Here is a 13,606-nt window from a genome sequence, read left to right as displayed (position 1 = left end):
TTCCGCTAAGCGTCGCCCAAATAGGATTTGATTGTCTCTATGAAGCGCGGCACCGATATCGGCTTGGATATATAGGCTTCACAGCCGCCCTGCCGAATACGCTCCTCGTCGCCCTTCATTGCAAAAGCTGTCACGGCAATAACCGGAATGTGCCGCAACTCGTCATCGTCTTTCAGCCATTTTGTGACTTCCAGTCCCGACACCTCGGGAAGCTGTATGTCCATGAGAATCAGATCAGGTCGATGTTCACGCGCAAGATCGAGCGCCTCAAGCCCGTTTCTCGTCCGGATGGTCTCATATCCGCTGGCTTCGATAAGATCGCGAAACAACTTCATATTGAGTTCGTTGTCTTCGACAATCATCACGCTTTTCGGCATCGAAAATTCCTTGGTCTTATTCCCTGCAGCAACCCGGCATTTGCTCGATTTTCTTATCCGCCAGAGAGTCCCCACTTCTTAGACTGCGGGTAGTTTAACCTCATTTCATTGATGAAAGGCAAATAATTCCATTGTTCCTCGACTGAGCGACCGTTACACATTCGGCAGAGCAACAGAAAAAGCGGAGAAACCACATGAAAACGCTGATGAGCCAGGCGGATGCGGAAGCGATCGCCATTGAAGCGTTGGCGTGGTTGGCTCAGGACAAGGACCTGCTGCCTCGCTTCCTCGCCCTGACAGGCATTGAAGCTGCGTCGATCCGGCAGGCAGCACGTGAACCTGGCTTTCTGGCGGGGGTATTACAATTTTTTCTGACACATGAGCCGACACTGCTGCGCTACTGCGAAGAGGCTGGCCGTGATCCGGCAACAATTGATAAAGCCTTGTCATATCTGCCCGGCGGGCTGAACCAGCACCTTTAGCAAAGACTTCGATCCGCAAATTAAAAGCCCGACACTGCCGGGCTTTTTGGTAACTATTCAGCAGCGGGATTTGCTGCTGAAACCTGGGCTTCATTCGAAACCGACAATACGTTCAACTCGTGCTGCTTGCCATCGCGTGCCGTCCAGGAAATCGACTGGCCGGGCGCAAGACCAATCAGCGCAGTGCCGATAGGCGTGAGAATCGAAATTTTGCCCTGCGCGATATCCGCTTCGCCCGGATATACCAGAGTCACCCGACGCTCCTGCCCGTCATTGGAGCGAAACTCCACAGTAGAGCCCATGTGAATCACATTCTGCGGCAAACGCTTCGCAGGAACGACTTTCGCGCGGTCAAGTTCAACCATCAACTCCTCGGCGATCTCCTCGAGACGTTCCGAAACGTTTGTGGCCAGCCCCATCAGACGTTCATAGTCGATTTCGCTAACAACGATATTGGGCTTCTTGCGATTCTTTCCGCTCATGGCGAGTGCTCACTGCTGTTGAAAGGTAATAAGTCTCCGTGCTGTTTCTGCACGAAGCCGTTCAGATTGATTTTAATGAAAGCGCTTATTTGAAATCCGCTTTTGGACAAGCGGCGTACCGTCCCCCGGAGTTCCCCTGCGCTAGGCAGAACTCGAGGGTAGCTATCCCGTGATCGGATAAACCCGATGAAGTATGGATGCAAAACGGTTGTTCATATTGCTAAACTTGGTGATATTCCCGGCAATGTCAAGTGTAAGACCAACCGGGATGATATATCCCCATGGCACTTCAGCCTTTCGATGCTATAAAAGGATGTTCCTTTTATGTTCATCAGACGGTTCGTCCTCATGGCTGACACCATTGCACCTAACAGTTCGGAAAAAGGTGTATGCCGCGACTGCCTTACGCCGCAAAAATCGAACACAGGCAGACGATGCCATGCATGCGGCAGCCCTCGCCTTCTCCGTCATAGCGAGCTTTATAAGCTCTCTCTGGCACACATTGATTGCGACGCTTTTTACGCATCAGTTGAAAAGCGGGACAATCCGGAACTTCGGGACAAACCGCTCATTATCGGCGGCGGAAAACGCGGCGTGGTATCGACGGCCTGCTATCTCGCCCGCATTCATGGCGTGCGGTCTGCCATGCCCATGTTCAAGGCACTGGAAGCCTGTCCCGACGCCGTCGTCGTTAAGCCAAACATGGAAAAGTATGTTCGCGTCGGTCGTGAAGTGCGGCAAATGATGCGTGACCTGACGCCCCTCGTTGAACCTCTTTCCATCGATGAGGCTTTTCTGGATCTGAGCGGCACGGAACGCTTGCATAAGGCTCCACCCGCAATCGTTCTCGCAAGTTTCGCCAAACGCGTAGAGGATGAGATAGGCATTTCCGCCTCGATCGGACTATCCTATTGCAAGTTTCTGGCCAAGGTTGCATCAGATATCGAAAAGCCGCGCGGTTTTTCCGTTATCGGTGAAGCAGAAGCCCTGACGTTTCTGCGAGACCGATCCGTCAGCACGATCTGGGGAGTAGGCAAGGCTTTCGCAGCCAAACTGGAAAGTGATGGAATCAGGTCGATCGGCCAACTCCAGACGATGGAAGAAGGTGCACTTATGAAGGCGTATGGCACTATGGGGCAGCGTCTTTACCGTTTGTCACGAGGACAGGACAGCCGCAAGGTCGAGCCGGACCATGATATGAAAAGCGTTTCGGCAGAGACAACCTTCAACAATGACTTGTCGGATGCCAACGATCTCGTTCCTGTTCTTCGGGCGCTCGCCGAAAAGGTCTCGCGGCGACTGAAAGCAAGTGAAATAGCCGGGCGTACTGTCGTTTTGAAGCTGAAAACACACGACTTCAAATCGCGTACGCGCAATCGGCAGCTTTCCGATCCGACCCAGCTCGCGGATAGAATCTTCCGCCACGGATTGCAGCTTCTCGAAAAAGAACTCGATGGTACACGATTTAGATTGCTAGGGATTGGGGTTAGCGAGCTTTCTTCAAGTGATCGCGCCGATCCGCCCGATCTAGTAGACACTCAGGCCACCAAACGCGCCGTCGCCGAAAATGCCATCGACAAGTTGCGAAACAAATTTGGATTGAGTGTTGTCGAAACCGGCTATACCTTCTCCAAGGGCAATCTGGCGCGCCCGCAAATGCCGCCAGATCGAGACGACCAGCATTGAAATTACAAAGCGCGAAGAAACCTTTGTAGAAATCTTCTACATTTGGCTCTAACGGCTTGACGAGACCGATCTGTATCAATATTGGAACGGGCCAAGGCGCTACCAACTGATTTGGCAACTGCCTTACGGAAGGCCTCGTGGCGGAGTGGTTACGCAGAGGACTGCAAATCCTTGCACCCCGGTTCGATTCCGGGCGAGGCCTCCAATATTTCCATATATAAAATCAATAGACTATTGAGATCAGCGTCGAATTCGACATGGCAAGCCTTGTTGCATCATGTTGGAAGTTAATGCCTATAAATTACAAATGGTTACGCAAAAATTGGGCGAACCCGTGTGACATCGAGCGGAACATACTTGGCTCTGTTTGTTGTCGTGAACAAAACAAAAGCTTCGGCAGGTGAAGTCTAAAGAAATTGCAGACATGTTTGGTGGTATTTGTGTTCGTGTAACGCGCAATAAATACGTAATTTGGACGCTTTGTAATTTCGACAGAATTGGCAAGCGCAATCCCGCTATTGCCAGATGAGAAATATTTCAAACACTTCTGAACTCCAACGGCGCAAAAACAAGACTTTGCGGCCACTATTCATATCAGCTGACTAAGAATCACGCCCGTACCGGCACTACAGAGCGCAACAAGCACCAAGAACCTCGGTATCGAAAGTTGCTCGATCCATTCAATCGCTCGTATACGAGGCGCTTCTATGCCTTTCTTATCAAACATTATCCCCTCCCACTATTTTTGTATATTTTTATCATACGGTAAAAATTTGTCACCCGTCACTTTAGTTTAGAACGAGATCAGCTATTTACCGATGTGTAAGAGCACCAAGCACCGCGAGAAAAAATTGAGAAACCATTGAAAAAAATGACGCATGTATTGTATGACTGATTTGATGCATCGGGCGGGACATAAACTATACTTGGCAGGAGAGCCAGCTATGTCACCGAAGCTTAAAGCTGCCCTTGTGGGTGCAGTCATCGCAGTTGTTGTCGGCTTTGCCGCGTCGCAAGGACTGATCAGCCAACAGACAGCAGAAGACATAAAAACCAAGACAAATGAGGTCCTTGCAGAAGAACCTGCACCAGTACCTCAACAGCCTGCTCCCGCGCCTGCTGAAGCTTCTCAGCCGCAAGAAAACGATACGCCGGCACAATAAGGCTCAAGGCGACTTCAACCCGTTGCTTCCGTCGGCATCGAAACCCGGATCAACTCGTACGAAGCGCCCAAAGAAGCGTCCGGTCAGAACTGTCGGTACAAAGATTGGCTCTGCGGGATAATCGTGGCCACAGTTTGCTTCGCTTGACCGAGGCCATATTATTCAGCGTCCGACCGTCTTCCGCCTGGGTACACAGAACCGCAACTCAGCAAACGAGATATCCTGTTCAAGTCAACAGCAACAATCTTATCCGCCACGGCATCGGACTTGACCACCTTGGTGTGCGGACCAACGTCTATCAGTGCAGCATGAATGCCACTGCGGAAGCCATCGTTGACACTAACGCCAGAGCATCTCTCCTAGATTCAGCAAAAGCGGACGATATGGAACCAAAGGTAGGTCACAAGTACGAGGTTGCCAGCAGGTGCTTAGATTACCCCTCAAAATTCGACTTTTATCTCGTACGGCAAGTCCAGTGTAGTGTAAATTTCGTTCGTTTTAGTGCGGAAGAGCTCAATTGAATCGGAGAAGTTATCCGTCCCGCGCCTTTACGGCGCCTCCCACAATAGTGAGGCGTTACAAGAACTTTTCCTGGAATCAACGACAGCTGAAACTAAGAGTTACGATGATTTCATACGGCATACTCACCAAACTTGATCATATCAAGTTGGTCTTCTCGACAGATCACCCAACCTTCAGTGACCTCTCGAAGAGATCGTGAACCAACGCTCCCCTACACGAGTGACTGGCCATTCAATTGACCTGCCATTACTGACCATCGATGTTACCTAATGTTTGTAACAGGCCGAATTGTTATCGGATCAACTGAACAAACATGTGGGCGCAGACCGCGATTACAAAGACTGCGGCGAAGCCGGATTCGAGACGAAAATACCAAGGCATTGCCACTCTCCAATCATGGTTAACAGACAGCTAATCAACGCGCGAAGAACGATTTGGTTCAAAATGCTTCAGCAAGAATGAATATCGTCACCCGTTAAAGGGCGCATTATAGATTCATCGCTATCTATCCGCTTTGAATTGAGATGATACCGGCGAGCTCACATGGAGGGATTCTGATCGTTCGCGAAGGTAATGGCCAACCGTACAATGCCTGCGCTCTCAAGCGCTTAGCTACGTCGTCCCGACAAACTCGCTAAATCGTTAGCGTGCCCTTACACCGCAATCAATAGAGTGTCCAAGTAGTTCGGTCACGCACCAAAGTGCACTACGCCAGAAACTTCGTTTTGAATGCAGTGGAAAATTGAGCAACCTCATGAAATGAAGTGGCTCCCCGGGCCGGATTCGAACCAGCGACCAACCGGTTAACAGCCGGTTGCTCTACCGCTGAGCTACCGGGGAACAGGTGCTCGTCGTGTCAGCGAGGTGGCGTATAGCAAAAGGATTTCGCGTTTGCAAAGGGCTAAATCCATTTTTTTTCATCTTTTTGCATTATGGGACAAAAACCCTATATTCTCTGGGACGTTTTCCTCCTGTGAATTGTAACATATCAGCCTAAGAGATGCGCCTGTGAGTGACGAATACGCCGAAACACCCCGGAAAAAAGCCATCGTGATTCTTGGTCGGCGAATCCCAATGCCGCAATCAGTCATGATGCGGCGCATGCTTGGCGGCACACTCGTTGTCGGCGGCTCGTTGGGGTTTCTCCCGATTCTCGGTTTCTGGATGCTTCCACTTGGGCTTATCGTGCTTTCTCACGATTCTCATCGTGTCCGCCGCTTGCGCCGCAGAAGTGAAATCCACATCTGGCGCAAATGGCTGAAACGAAGGCCGACCGACGCGTAAAGTTGATCAACTATTTCGTGCCTGATGTTACCATCGCCCAGACCCATTGCTCTATGAGGACGACACAAGAATGGGCCATTATTGCCAAGAGCGCCCCGATAGCTCTACTTGCGTAATTCGCCTGGCGTGGTCTGTCGATGTTTTCGCAAAGCCGTTGTAAGGTGGCTCTGGCTGGAAAAATTCAAATGGCGTGCGATCTCATTTATTGGCATCGATGTTTTTCTGAGGCACCGCTCAGCTTCGTCAAGTCTCAGTTCCATCAGGTACTGGTGAGGCGTCTGCCCAAAACTCTTTCGAAAGCATGTCGAAAAATGCCCTGCTGAAATTCCCAACAATGCTGCCATGTCCGGAACCGAAAGAGGCTTGTGAAAGTTTTGGTTGAGATAGGCTTCTATCTGATGACGCGCTGCTTTGCTGAGTCCGATCTTACTGTCAGTTGAAGCGCGCTCATTCAACAAGACGCGTGCGATCGTACGCATTAGAACCAACCCTAGAGCATTCAGGTAAGCTTCATCCTGTCCGCCTCGCTGGCAAATTTCATCCCAGATCAAATGAGATAGCGGCATGCAATCTTTGCATGAGAAACTCGTAACGTTCTTGGGGCCGTTGTTTTCCTTGAATAGAGAATTCTGAAAAAAACTATCCTGAAAAAATTGCTGATCAGGCTGCATGATTATGATTTCGACGGGATCAGACCAGTTAATTGATAAAGTTGTAAAAGCCGGAACAATGAAAACAGTTCCGGCTGGGAAACTAGATTTCTCATCCGTCTCCACAGAAGAATACCATTTTAAATTGCGGGCGTGCTCTCGCAGGATAATGATGGTTGTAATATCTCTGTGGTAACTCGCCACCCCGATTTGGGTAGTCGCGCACGTTAAACCGCTCTTGCTCACTTTCGTCTGCACTTTTGTACCAGCCTCCTTCCCCGCTCTCTAATCTATAATAATTGATTGAAATTCAATCACTAAGCTCATCCTCACCTTAATCATTCGATCTGAAAACAGAGAATAAGAACACACAGTTTGTTGCTAGACCGCGCACAGCCTCCCTGTCGTACACTTGTCAAAAATACAACCAATAAACTTCAGTATTTACAATAATACAATTTAAACGTGTAATTGAAATTTGCAATCGGAATCTCAAGCGCTAAACATCGACCATTCTTTTGCAAATGGTTTGCAATAGCACTTGATCGTAAAACAGCGATCGGCTATGCAATTGCAACTGATTGGCAACAAGGATTTGGATATGCTGCGTCGTATTTTACGAACAACGACACTCGGTCTCGTGAGCGGAGCTCTTCTCTGGACAAGCGCAAGCGTTGCTTTTGCGGAGAAATTCAAGGCCGTGACGACATTTACTGTTATCGCCGATATTGCGCAGAATGTTGCGGGCGATGCCGCGACGGTTGAGTCAATCACGAAGCCAGGTGCCGAGATCCACAATTATCAGCCAACACCGGGAGACCTGATTAAAGCCCAGGACGCCAAGCTGGTCCTCTGGAATGGCCTTGGCCTGGAACTATGGTTCGAAAAATTCTTTTCACGTCTCAAGGATGTTCCAAGCGCAGTTGTTTCCGATGGCGTTGAGCCAATCGATATCAGCGAGGGACCTTATAGCGGCAAGCCAAATCCGCATGCCTGGATGTCACCGAATGCCGCATTGATCTACGTGGACAATATTCGGGATGCGTTCGTCAAAAATGATCCGGCGAACGCTGACATCTACAAGGCGAATGCAGAGATTTACAAAGCGAAGATTAAAGCGACGATCGATCCTATCCGGGCTGAGCTGGCAGCTATTCCTGAAGACAAGCGTTGGCTCGTTTCAAGTGAAGGCGCATTCTCCTATCTGGCTCGGGACTTCGGTTTGAAAGAGCTTTATCTCTGGCCAATCAATGCAGACCAACAGGGCACTCCACAGCAGGTGCGAAAAGTGATTGATGCAGTGCGTGAAAATGGCATTACGGCTGTCTTTTCCGAAAGCACGGTTTCTCCTGCCCCAGCCAAGCAGGTCGCTCGTGAGACCGGCGCAAAATATGCCGGTGTTCTCTATGTTGATTCACTTTCGGACCCCGACGGTCCCGTGCCCACATATATTGATCTCCTGAAAGTCACCTCCAGCGCGATTGCCCAAGGGCTCAAACAATGAATGCACCCATAGACCTTCATGGAGATACCTTCGCCATGCTGGATAAAAGCGCGGTCGACGGTATCAATGTGAGAAATGCAACTGTCACGTATCGAAACGGCCATACGGCTTTACACAATGCAAGTTTTACGACCCCAACCGGAACGATTACAGCGCTTGTCGGCGTCAACGGATCCGGCAAGTCGACCCTGTTCAAAGCGATTATGGGGTTTGTCAAACTAGCCAAGGGCGAAATATCTATTCTCGGAATGCCGGTTGGGGCCGCGCTCAAGAAGAACCTAGTGGCTTACGTCCCGCAAAGTGAGGACGTCGACTGGAACTTTCCGGTTCTCGTTGAAGATGTCGTCATGATGGGTCGCTACGGCCATATGGGCATGATGCGCATCCCGCGCCGCGCCGACAAAGAAGCCGTAGAAAAAGCGCTTGATCGCGTGAATATGCTCGAATTTCGTCATCGACAGATCGGTGAGCTTTCAGGCGGGCAAAAGAAACGGGTATTTCTTGCGCGAGCGCTCGCACAAGACGGGCGCGTCATTCTTCTGGATGAACCCTTCACTGGCGTAGATGTGAAGACCGAAGAAGCAATCGTCACACTTCTTCGCAGTTTGCGAGATGAGGGGCGCGTCATGCTGGTCTCGACCCACAATCTTGGCAGTGTTCCCGAATTCTGCGACCGAACCGTATTACTGAAACGAACAGTTCTCGGTTACGGGCCGACTGCGGAGGTTTTCACACAAGAGAACCTCGAAAAGACTTTCGGCGGCGTGCTGCGCCATCTTGTACTCGGCGAGACTAGCGGTGCAGGACGAGGCGCCGTCAGCGTCATAACTGACGATGAGCGCCCGTTTGTTGTTTATGAGAACGAAGACTCCGCGACCCGCAAACGGAGTCAGGAACAATGACCGTATTACTTGAGCCGTTCAGTTATAGCTACATGCTGAATGCGATGTGGGTTTCGGCGCTGGTGGGCGGGGTATGTGCCTTTCTTTCGGCTTATCTCATGCTGAAAGGTTGGTCGCTGATTGGCGACGCTCTATCCCATTCCATCGTCCCTGGCGTTGCGGGTGCTTATATGCTTGGCCTCCCCTTCTCCATCGGCGCATTTTTCTCTGGCGGTCTCGCCGCAGCAGCGATGCTCTTTCTCAACCAACGTACAAAGCTGAAGGAAGATGCTATCATCGGTCTGATCTTCTCGTCATTCTTCGGACTTGGCCTCTTCATGATCTCGTTGAAGCCGACGGCCGTCAGCATTCAGACCATCGTTCTCGGCAATATCCTCGCCATCACACCGGAAGATACTCTACAACTGGCAATCATCGGCTTCGTTTCCCTGTCGCTACTTCTTTTAAAGTGGAAAGATCTGATGGTAGTGTTCTTCGATGAAAACCATGCGCGTTCGATCGGTCTCAAGCCCAATCTGTTGAAGATCATGTTCTTCACATTGCTGTCGGCATCGACTGTCGCCGCGATGCAGACGGTTGGTGCCTTTCTCGTCATCTGTATGGTGGTAACGCCCGGTGCAACCGCATATCTACTGACAGACCGGTTTTCGCGACTGCTTTGGATTGCTGTTGCTATCGGCTCCGTCACAAGCTTCTCAGGAGCCTATGTAAGCTATTTTCTGGACGGTGCGACGGGAGGCATCATCGTGGTTCTCCAGACGCTTGTCTTCCTCAGTGTATTTCTGCTTGCTCCAAAGCATGGGCTGCTGGCCGCACGCCGCAAAGCGGCAATCGCTCTAAGGGAATTCCAGCAATGACCATTCTGGATATGCTGGCCTCACCGTTTCAGTTCGAGTTCATGCGCTATGCACTGGCTATTTCCGTGCTCATCGCGATACCAACAGCATTGCTGTCGTGCTTTCTGGTCCTCAAGGGCTGGTCATTGATGGGTGACGCTATCAGCCACGCGGTTCTTCCGGGTGTCGTTGTCGCCTATATTATCGGAATACCCTTCGGTATCGGAGCCTTCGTAGCGGGCATGGCCTGCGCCCTTGCAACCGGCTACCTCACCGAAAACAGCCGCATCAAGCAGGATACGGTGATGGGCATCGTATTCTCCGGCATGTTCGGTCTTGGCCTGGTTCTTTATGTTGCGATCCGCTCGACAGTGCATCTCGATCATATCCTGTTCGGCGACATGCTCGGAATAACATTGTCCGACCTCATCGAAACGGCCATTATCGCCGCACTGACCGCTGGCATTCTTGTCGTCAAATGGCGCGACTTCCTGCTGCACGCTTTCGATCCGGCGCAAGCCAGAGCCGTCGGTTTACCGGTCCGCCTGCTGCATTACGGTTTGCTTTGCCTGATTTCGCTAACGATTGTCGGCGTTTTGAAGGCCGTAGGCATCATTCTGGCTATCGGCATGTTGATTGCGCCCGGTGCAATTGCGTTTCTGCTCACACGCAAATTCAGCACCATGATGCTGCTCGCCGTAACAATTGCGGTCACCGCATCCTTCTTCGGTGTCTATCTGGCTTTTTTCATCGACAGCGCGCCCGCTCCAACAATCGTTCTGCTAATGACCGCAATGTTTCTCGCCGCGTTCATCTACTCTTCCCGGAGAAATGCCAAGTTCGAAGAACGTGCAGAAGAAGTTTGACTGAACGCTTCATAACAAGCTGGGTCCTGTACACTCTCCGTCAGACCTGCTTGCGTGCGACGTGGACAGCTTTGCAAAGCTGTCCACGTCTTCGTCTTTACGTCATACAGCTGTTATAAATTCTCGCTAAATAGCGCCTAGACGACGTTCCAAAATGGAACTGAAGATAGTTTTTTCAGCGCAATTTCACTTTTGCGGCTTGTCGAGGTGGCTTAAAGATGCTTCAATCCAATTTGCACGGCTGTGCAGAAAAAATAAAATCAGCCGGCGATCCTGGGGAGGAGACGCTTATGCCAACGTTTTTGGAGGTGGCGGACGCGCGCGTTCGTTATGGCAACAATGAAGTTCTCAAAGGCGTAAATCTATCCGTCAAGAAGGGTGAGTTCGTCGCGCTTCTCGGCTCGTCTGGGTGCGGCAAGACAACCCTGCTGCGTGCGATTGCAGGCTTCAACATGCCGTCCAACGGCGCGATCCGTGTAGACGGCAGAGACGTCACCAAATTGCCCCCAGATAAACGCGGAATGGCCCTTGTCTTCCAGTCTTACGCGCTCTGGCCGCATATGACTGTCGCGCAGAACATGGGTTATGGTCTGCGTATTCGTGGCACGACGAAGGAGACCATCAAGCAGAAGGTTGATGAAGTTGCTCGCCTGCTGGGGCTGGATGCTTTGCTGGAGCGCAAACCTGCCGCCCTTTCCGGCGGACAACGCCAGCGCGTCGCCCTCGGGCGCGCCCTCGCCATTCAGCCTGACATCCTGCTTCTCGATGAGCCGCTCTCCAATCTCGATGCACGCATCAGACTATCGGTTCGCCATGAGATCAGCGCTTTGCAGCGCCGTCTCGGCATTACAGCTGTTCACGTAACGCATGACCGGGAAGAAGCCATGGTCATGGCCGACCGTATCGTCATTCTCAATAATGGCGAAATCGCACAGGCAGGCGCTCCAGAAGAAGTTTACAACCACCCCGCCTCGGATTTCGTCGCGGCATTTATGGGCGCTGAGAATCTGATCGAAGTACCAATCCAGATCAAAGCCGACCGTATCGAGATCGCGGCAGGCGCCAACAACAAGGCGAGCACGATTTCGGCAGGACGCCGAAATCTGTCCGATGGCATGGCATCGGCTCGTTTCCGCAGCGAAGCAGCCTGTCTCACCAAGCCGGGAGTTGATCGGAACTCCCCGACGTCCGAATTAGCCCTCAACGGCACGGTGGAGCAGACCAGCTATCCCGGTGGCCTCTGGAGACACATGATCCGCGTCGGGGATCGGCACATCATGGTCGACGCTCAGGAAAGTCATCAGCCCGGCGCCAATGTTGAAATCCACATACCTGAACACGCCCTGTTTCTGTTCGACAAATAGTCAGGCGCCTGCCGTCTTTTCGTCAGTGTGCTGATGATGCGTCATTGAGTTAATGGGAGACTAGAGATCAACGAAATACGCAATTCACGTTGGACTTGATCGTGCACAGCTGTGCACATTGACCTCGCCGTCTTTCCCGCACCAAAACGGGGCACCCCGTTTCAAGATCGTTTTCACGGGCATTTTCGTGCCCGTGAATGACACCATTCCCGATAGACGCCACTGGATGCACTGCATCTGCTTTCAATCAAAAGACCGGAAATCCCGGTTTCATACAGGAGTCCTTTTCATGAGAACTATCCTGAACGCGGCAATGGCAATTGGTCTCACCGTTGCACCCGCCACCGCCGATGAGCTTACCGTCATCACGGCAGGTGACCAGAACATGGTTGACTATATCAATCAGTATCTCGGACCGTTGTTCGAGAAGGAAAATCCCGGAACGACCGTTCGCGTTGTGGGAACAGGTCCCGGCGATGCGGGTTCGCAGAAGGTTCTCGAGCGTTTCGAAGCCCAGTCCAAGGCTGGCGTGGAAAAATGGGACACCGACGTCGCCGTCGTCCACGAGAAATTCGTCGGACCGATGGTAACGGCGAAGTTCCTCGAAAATTATCGCGGCAAAATCGACAGCGGTAAGCTGGTGACGCGCGATAATGCGAAAATGGCGCTCGGTACGGATGTCGACGGCTACGTCATGCCGATGTTCAACAGCCAGACCGCACTTGCCTACAATCCTGCACTCGTTGCCAATCCGCCAAAGAGTTATGACGAGCTCGTCGCATGGGCCAAGGAAAACCCAAAGCAATTCGGCTATAACGGCATCAAGGGTGGCGCATCGGGCGTGAGCTTTGTTATGGGCTGGATCTATGCTTATGGTGGCGACGCAGACAAGCTGATGAAGGGTCCATTCGAAGAGGGCGAAGCGAAGAACTGGGACAAGGCGTTTGCTTCGCTAAAGGACTTTACAAAGAACGCCACCCTCACCCCAGGCAATGCAGGCACGCTCGACATGTTGAGCCGTGGCGAAATCGCGATGGGACCAGTATGGGTGGACATGTTCTATTCGTGGAAGGCGAATGGACAGCTTCCGCCGGAAATGAAACTTGTCCTACCAGCTCCCGGCATGCCCGGTCAGCCGATGCATTATGTGATCCCGGAAAAAAGCGCGCATAAGGAACTGGCCGAAAAATTTGTCGCATTGGCGACGAGCCCGAAAGTGCAGGCCGAAGGTATCGTGAAGCGCTTCAACTGGTATCCGGGCATCGATGCCGACCATGTCAAGGCAGAGCTGGACGGCGACACCTGGAAAAAGCTCTTCACCGACATTTCGCCGGACGAGCTTGCTAAATACGGCAAGCCTTTCCCGATCGCACCTTATAACACTGCGATTCTGGAAGCTTATGAGCGTCAGGTCGGCAATTAAGCTCAACAATCCTGCCTCCTATTGGAGCGCTTTGACGAACTTGGTTACATGCAAAGCGCCCCGAT

Annotated in this window: 13 protein-coding genes and 2 tRNA genes; 11 read left to right on the top strand and 4 right to left on the bottom strand. The window is 51.6% G+C overall.

Features of this window, described 5'->3' with window-relative positions; genetic code table 11:
- Positions 1-5: 5 nt before the first annotated feature.
- The gene (locus CES86_RS25350) at positions 6-377 is read right to left on the bottom strand and encodes a response regulator (RefSeq protein ID WP_010658876.1); all 372 of its coding nucleotides are present in this window, start codon (positions 375-377) and stop codon (positions 6-8) included.
- Between the two features lie 194 nt (positions 378-571).
- Here CES86_RS25350 and CES86_RS25345 point away from each other — a divergent pair, with 194 nt between their 5' ends.
- Complete coding sequence (locus CES86_RS25345) at positions 572-859, top strand: DUF3572 domain-containing protein (RefSeq protein WP_094515714.1); 288 nt, start codon at positions 572-574, stop codon at positions 857-859.
- 53 nt (positions 860-912) lie between these two features.
- Here the strand turns inward: CES86_RS25345 and rnk are convergent, their stop codons facing one another.
- A complete protein-coding gene (gene rnk / locus CES86_RS25340; RefSeq protein WP_012093058.1) occupies positions 913-1,341 on the bottom strand; it encodes a nucleoside diphosphate kinase regulator in 429 nt (142 codons plus the stop codon).
- Positions 1,342-1,689: 348 nt separating this feature from the next.
- Between rnk and CES86_RS25335 the strand changes: the two genes are divergently transcribed.
- The 3 genes from CES86_RS25335 to CES86_RS25325 all read left to right on the top strand — a co-directional run bounded on the left by CES86_RS25335 (position 1,690) and on the right by CES86_RS25325 (position 4,190).
- Positions 1,690-3,027 carry a DNA polymerase IV gene (locus CES86_RS25335; protein WP_094515832.1) on the top strand — a complete coding sequence of 446 codons (1,338 nt, stop codon included), beginning with the start codon at positions 1,690-1,692 and terminating at the stop codon, positions 3,025-3,027.
- A gap of 131 nt (positions 3,028-3,158) precedes the next feature.
- Positions 3,159-3,232 (top strand) — tRNA-Cys (locus CES86_RS25330).
- Between the two features lie 739 nt (positions 3,233-3,971).
- Positions 3,972-4,190 carry a hypothetical protein gene (locus CES86_RS25325; RefSeq protein WP_094515713.1) on the top strand — a complete coding sequence of 73 codons (219 nt, stop codon included), beginning with the start codon at positions 3,972-3,974 and terminating at the stop codon, positions 4,188-4,190.
- 1,287 nt (positions 4,191-5,477) lie between these two features.
- On the opposite strand, the gene CES86_RS25315 is transcribed toward CES86_RS25325, so the two are convergent.
- A tRNA-Asn gene (locus CES86_RS25315) sits at positions 5,478-5,552 on the bottom strand.
- A 234-nt stretch (positions 5,553-5,786) separates the two neighbouring features.
- On the opposite strand from CES86_RS25315, the gene CES86_RS25310 reads away from it, so the two are divergent.
- A complete protein-coding gene (locus CES86_RS25310; protein ID WP_010658883.1) occupies positions 5,787-5,996 on the top strand; it encodes a hypothetical protein in 210 nt (69 codons plus the stop codon).
- A gap of 104 nt (positions 5,997-6,100) precedes the next feature.
- On the opposite strand, the gene CES86_RS25305 is transcribed toward CES86_RS25310, so the two are convergent.
- Positions 6,101-6,904 (bottom strand): helix-turn-helix domain-containing protein, encoded by an 804-nt coding sequence (locus CES86_RS25305; protein ID WP_040128296.1) that lies wholly within the window; start codon positions 6,902-6,904, stop codon positions 6,101-6,103.
- 343 nt (positions 6,905-7,247) lie between these two features.
- Between CES86_RS25305 and CES86_RS25300 the strand changes: the two genes are divergently transcribed.
- The 6 genes from CES86_RS25300 (at position 7,248) to CES86_RS25275 (ending at position 13,541) form a co-directional block, all read left to right on the top strand.
- Positions 7,248-8,150, top strand: a complete 903-nt coding sequence (locus CES86_RS25300) for a metal ABC transporter substrate-binding protein (RefSeq protein ID WP_143851112.1) — start codon at positions 7,248-7,250, stop codon at positions 8,148-8,150.
- A 35-nt stretch (positions 8,151-8,185) separates the two neighbouring features.
- Positions 8,186-9,052 (top strand): manganese/iron ABC transporter ATP-binding protein, encoded by an 867-nt coding sequence (locus CES86_RS25295; RefSeq protein ID WP_012093077.1) that lies wholly within the window; start codon positions 8,186-8,188, stop codon positions 9,050-9,052.
- The gene (locus tag CES86_RS25290; RefSeq protein ID WP_012093078.1) at positions 9,049-9,909 is read left to right on the top strand and encodes a metal ABC transporter permease; all 861 of its coding nucleotides are present in this window, start codon (positions 9,049-9,051) and stop codon (positions 9,907-9,909) included. Before CES86_RS25295 ends, CES86_RS25290 begins: the two co-directional genes overlap by 4 nt.
- Positions 9,906-10,754 carry a metal ABC transporter permease gene (locus CES86_RS25285; protein ID WP_012093079.1) on the top strand — a complete coding sequence of 283 codons (849 nt, stop codon included), beginning with the start codon at positions 9,906-9,908 and terminating at the stop codon, positions 10,752-10,754. Before CES86_RS25290 ends, CES86_RS25285 begins: the two co-directional genes overlap by 4 nt.
- A gap of 290 nt (positions 10,755-11,044) precedes the next feature.
- Entirely contained in the window at positions 11,045-12,118 is a 1,074-nt protein-coding gene (locus CES86_RS25280; protein WP_094515710.1) for an ABC transporter ATP-binding protein, read from the top strand.
- A 289-nt stretch (positions 12,119-12,407) separates the two neighbouring features.
- Entirely contained in the window at positions 12,408-13,541 is a 1,134-nt protein-coding gene (locus CES86_RS25275) for an ABC transporter substrate-binding protein (protein WP_012093081.1), read from the top strand.
- Positions 13,542-13,606 lie beyond the last annotated feature (65 nt).

The organism is Brucella lupini, assembly GCF_002252535.1.
GTDB lineage: Bacteria > Pseudomonadota > Alphaproteobacteria > Rhizobiales > Rhizobiaceae > Brucella > Brucella anthropi.
The sequence above is the reverse complement of the archived record's forward strand: the minus strand, read 5'-3'. Positions and strand labels throughout refer to the sequence as shown.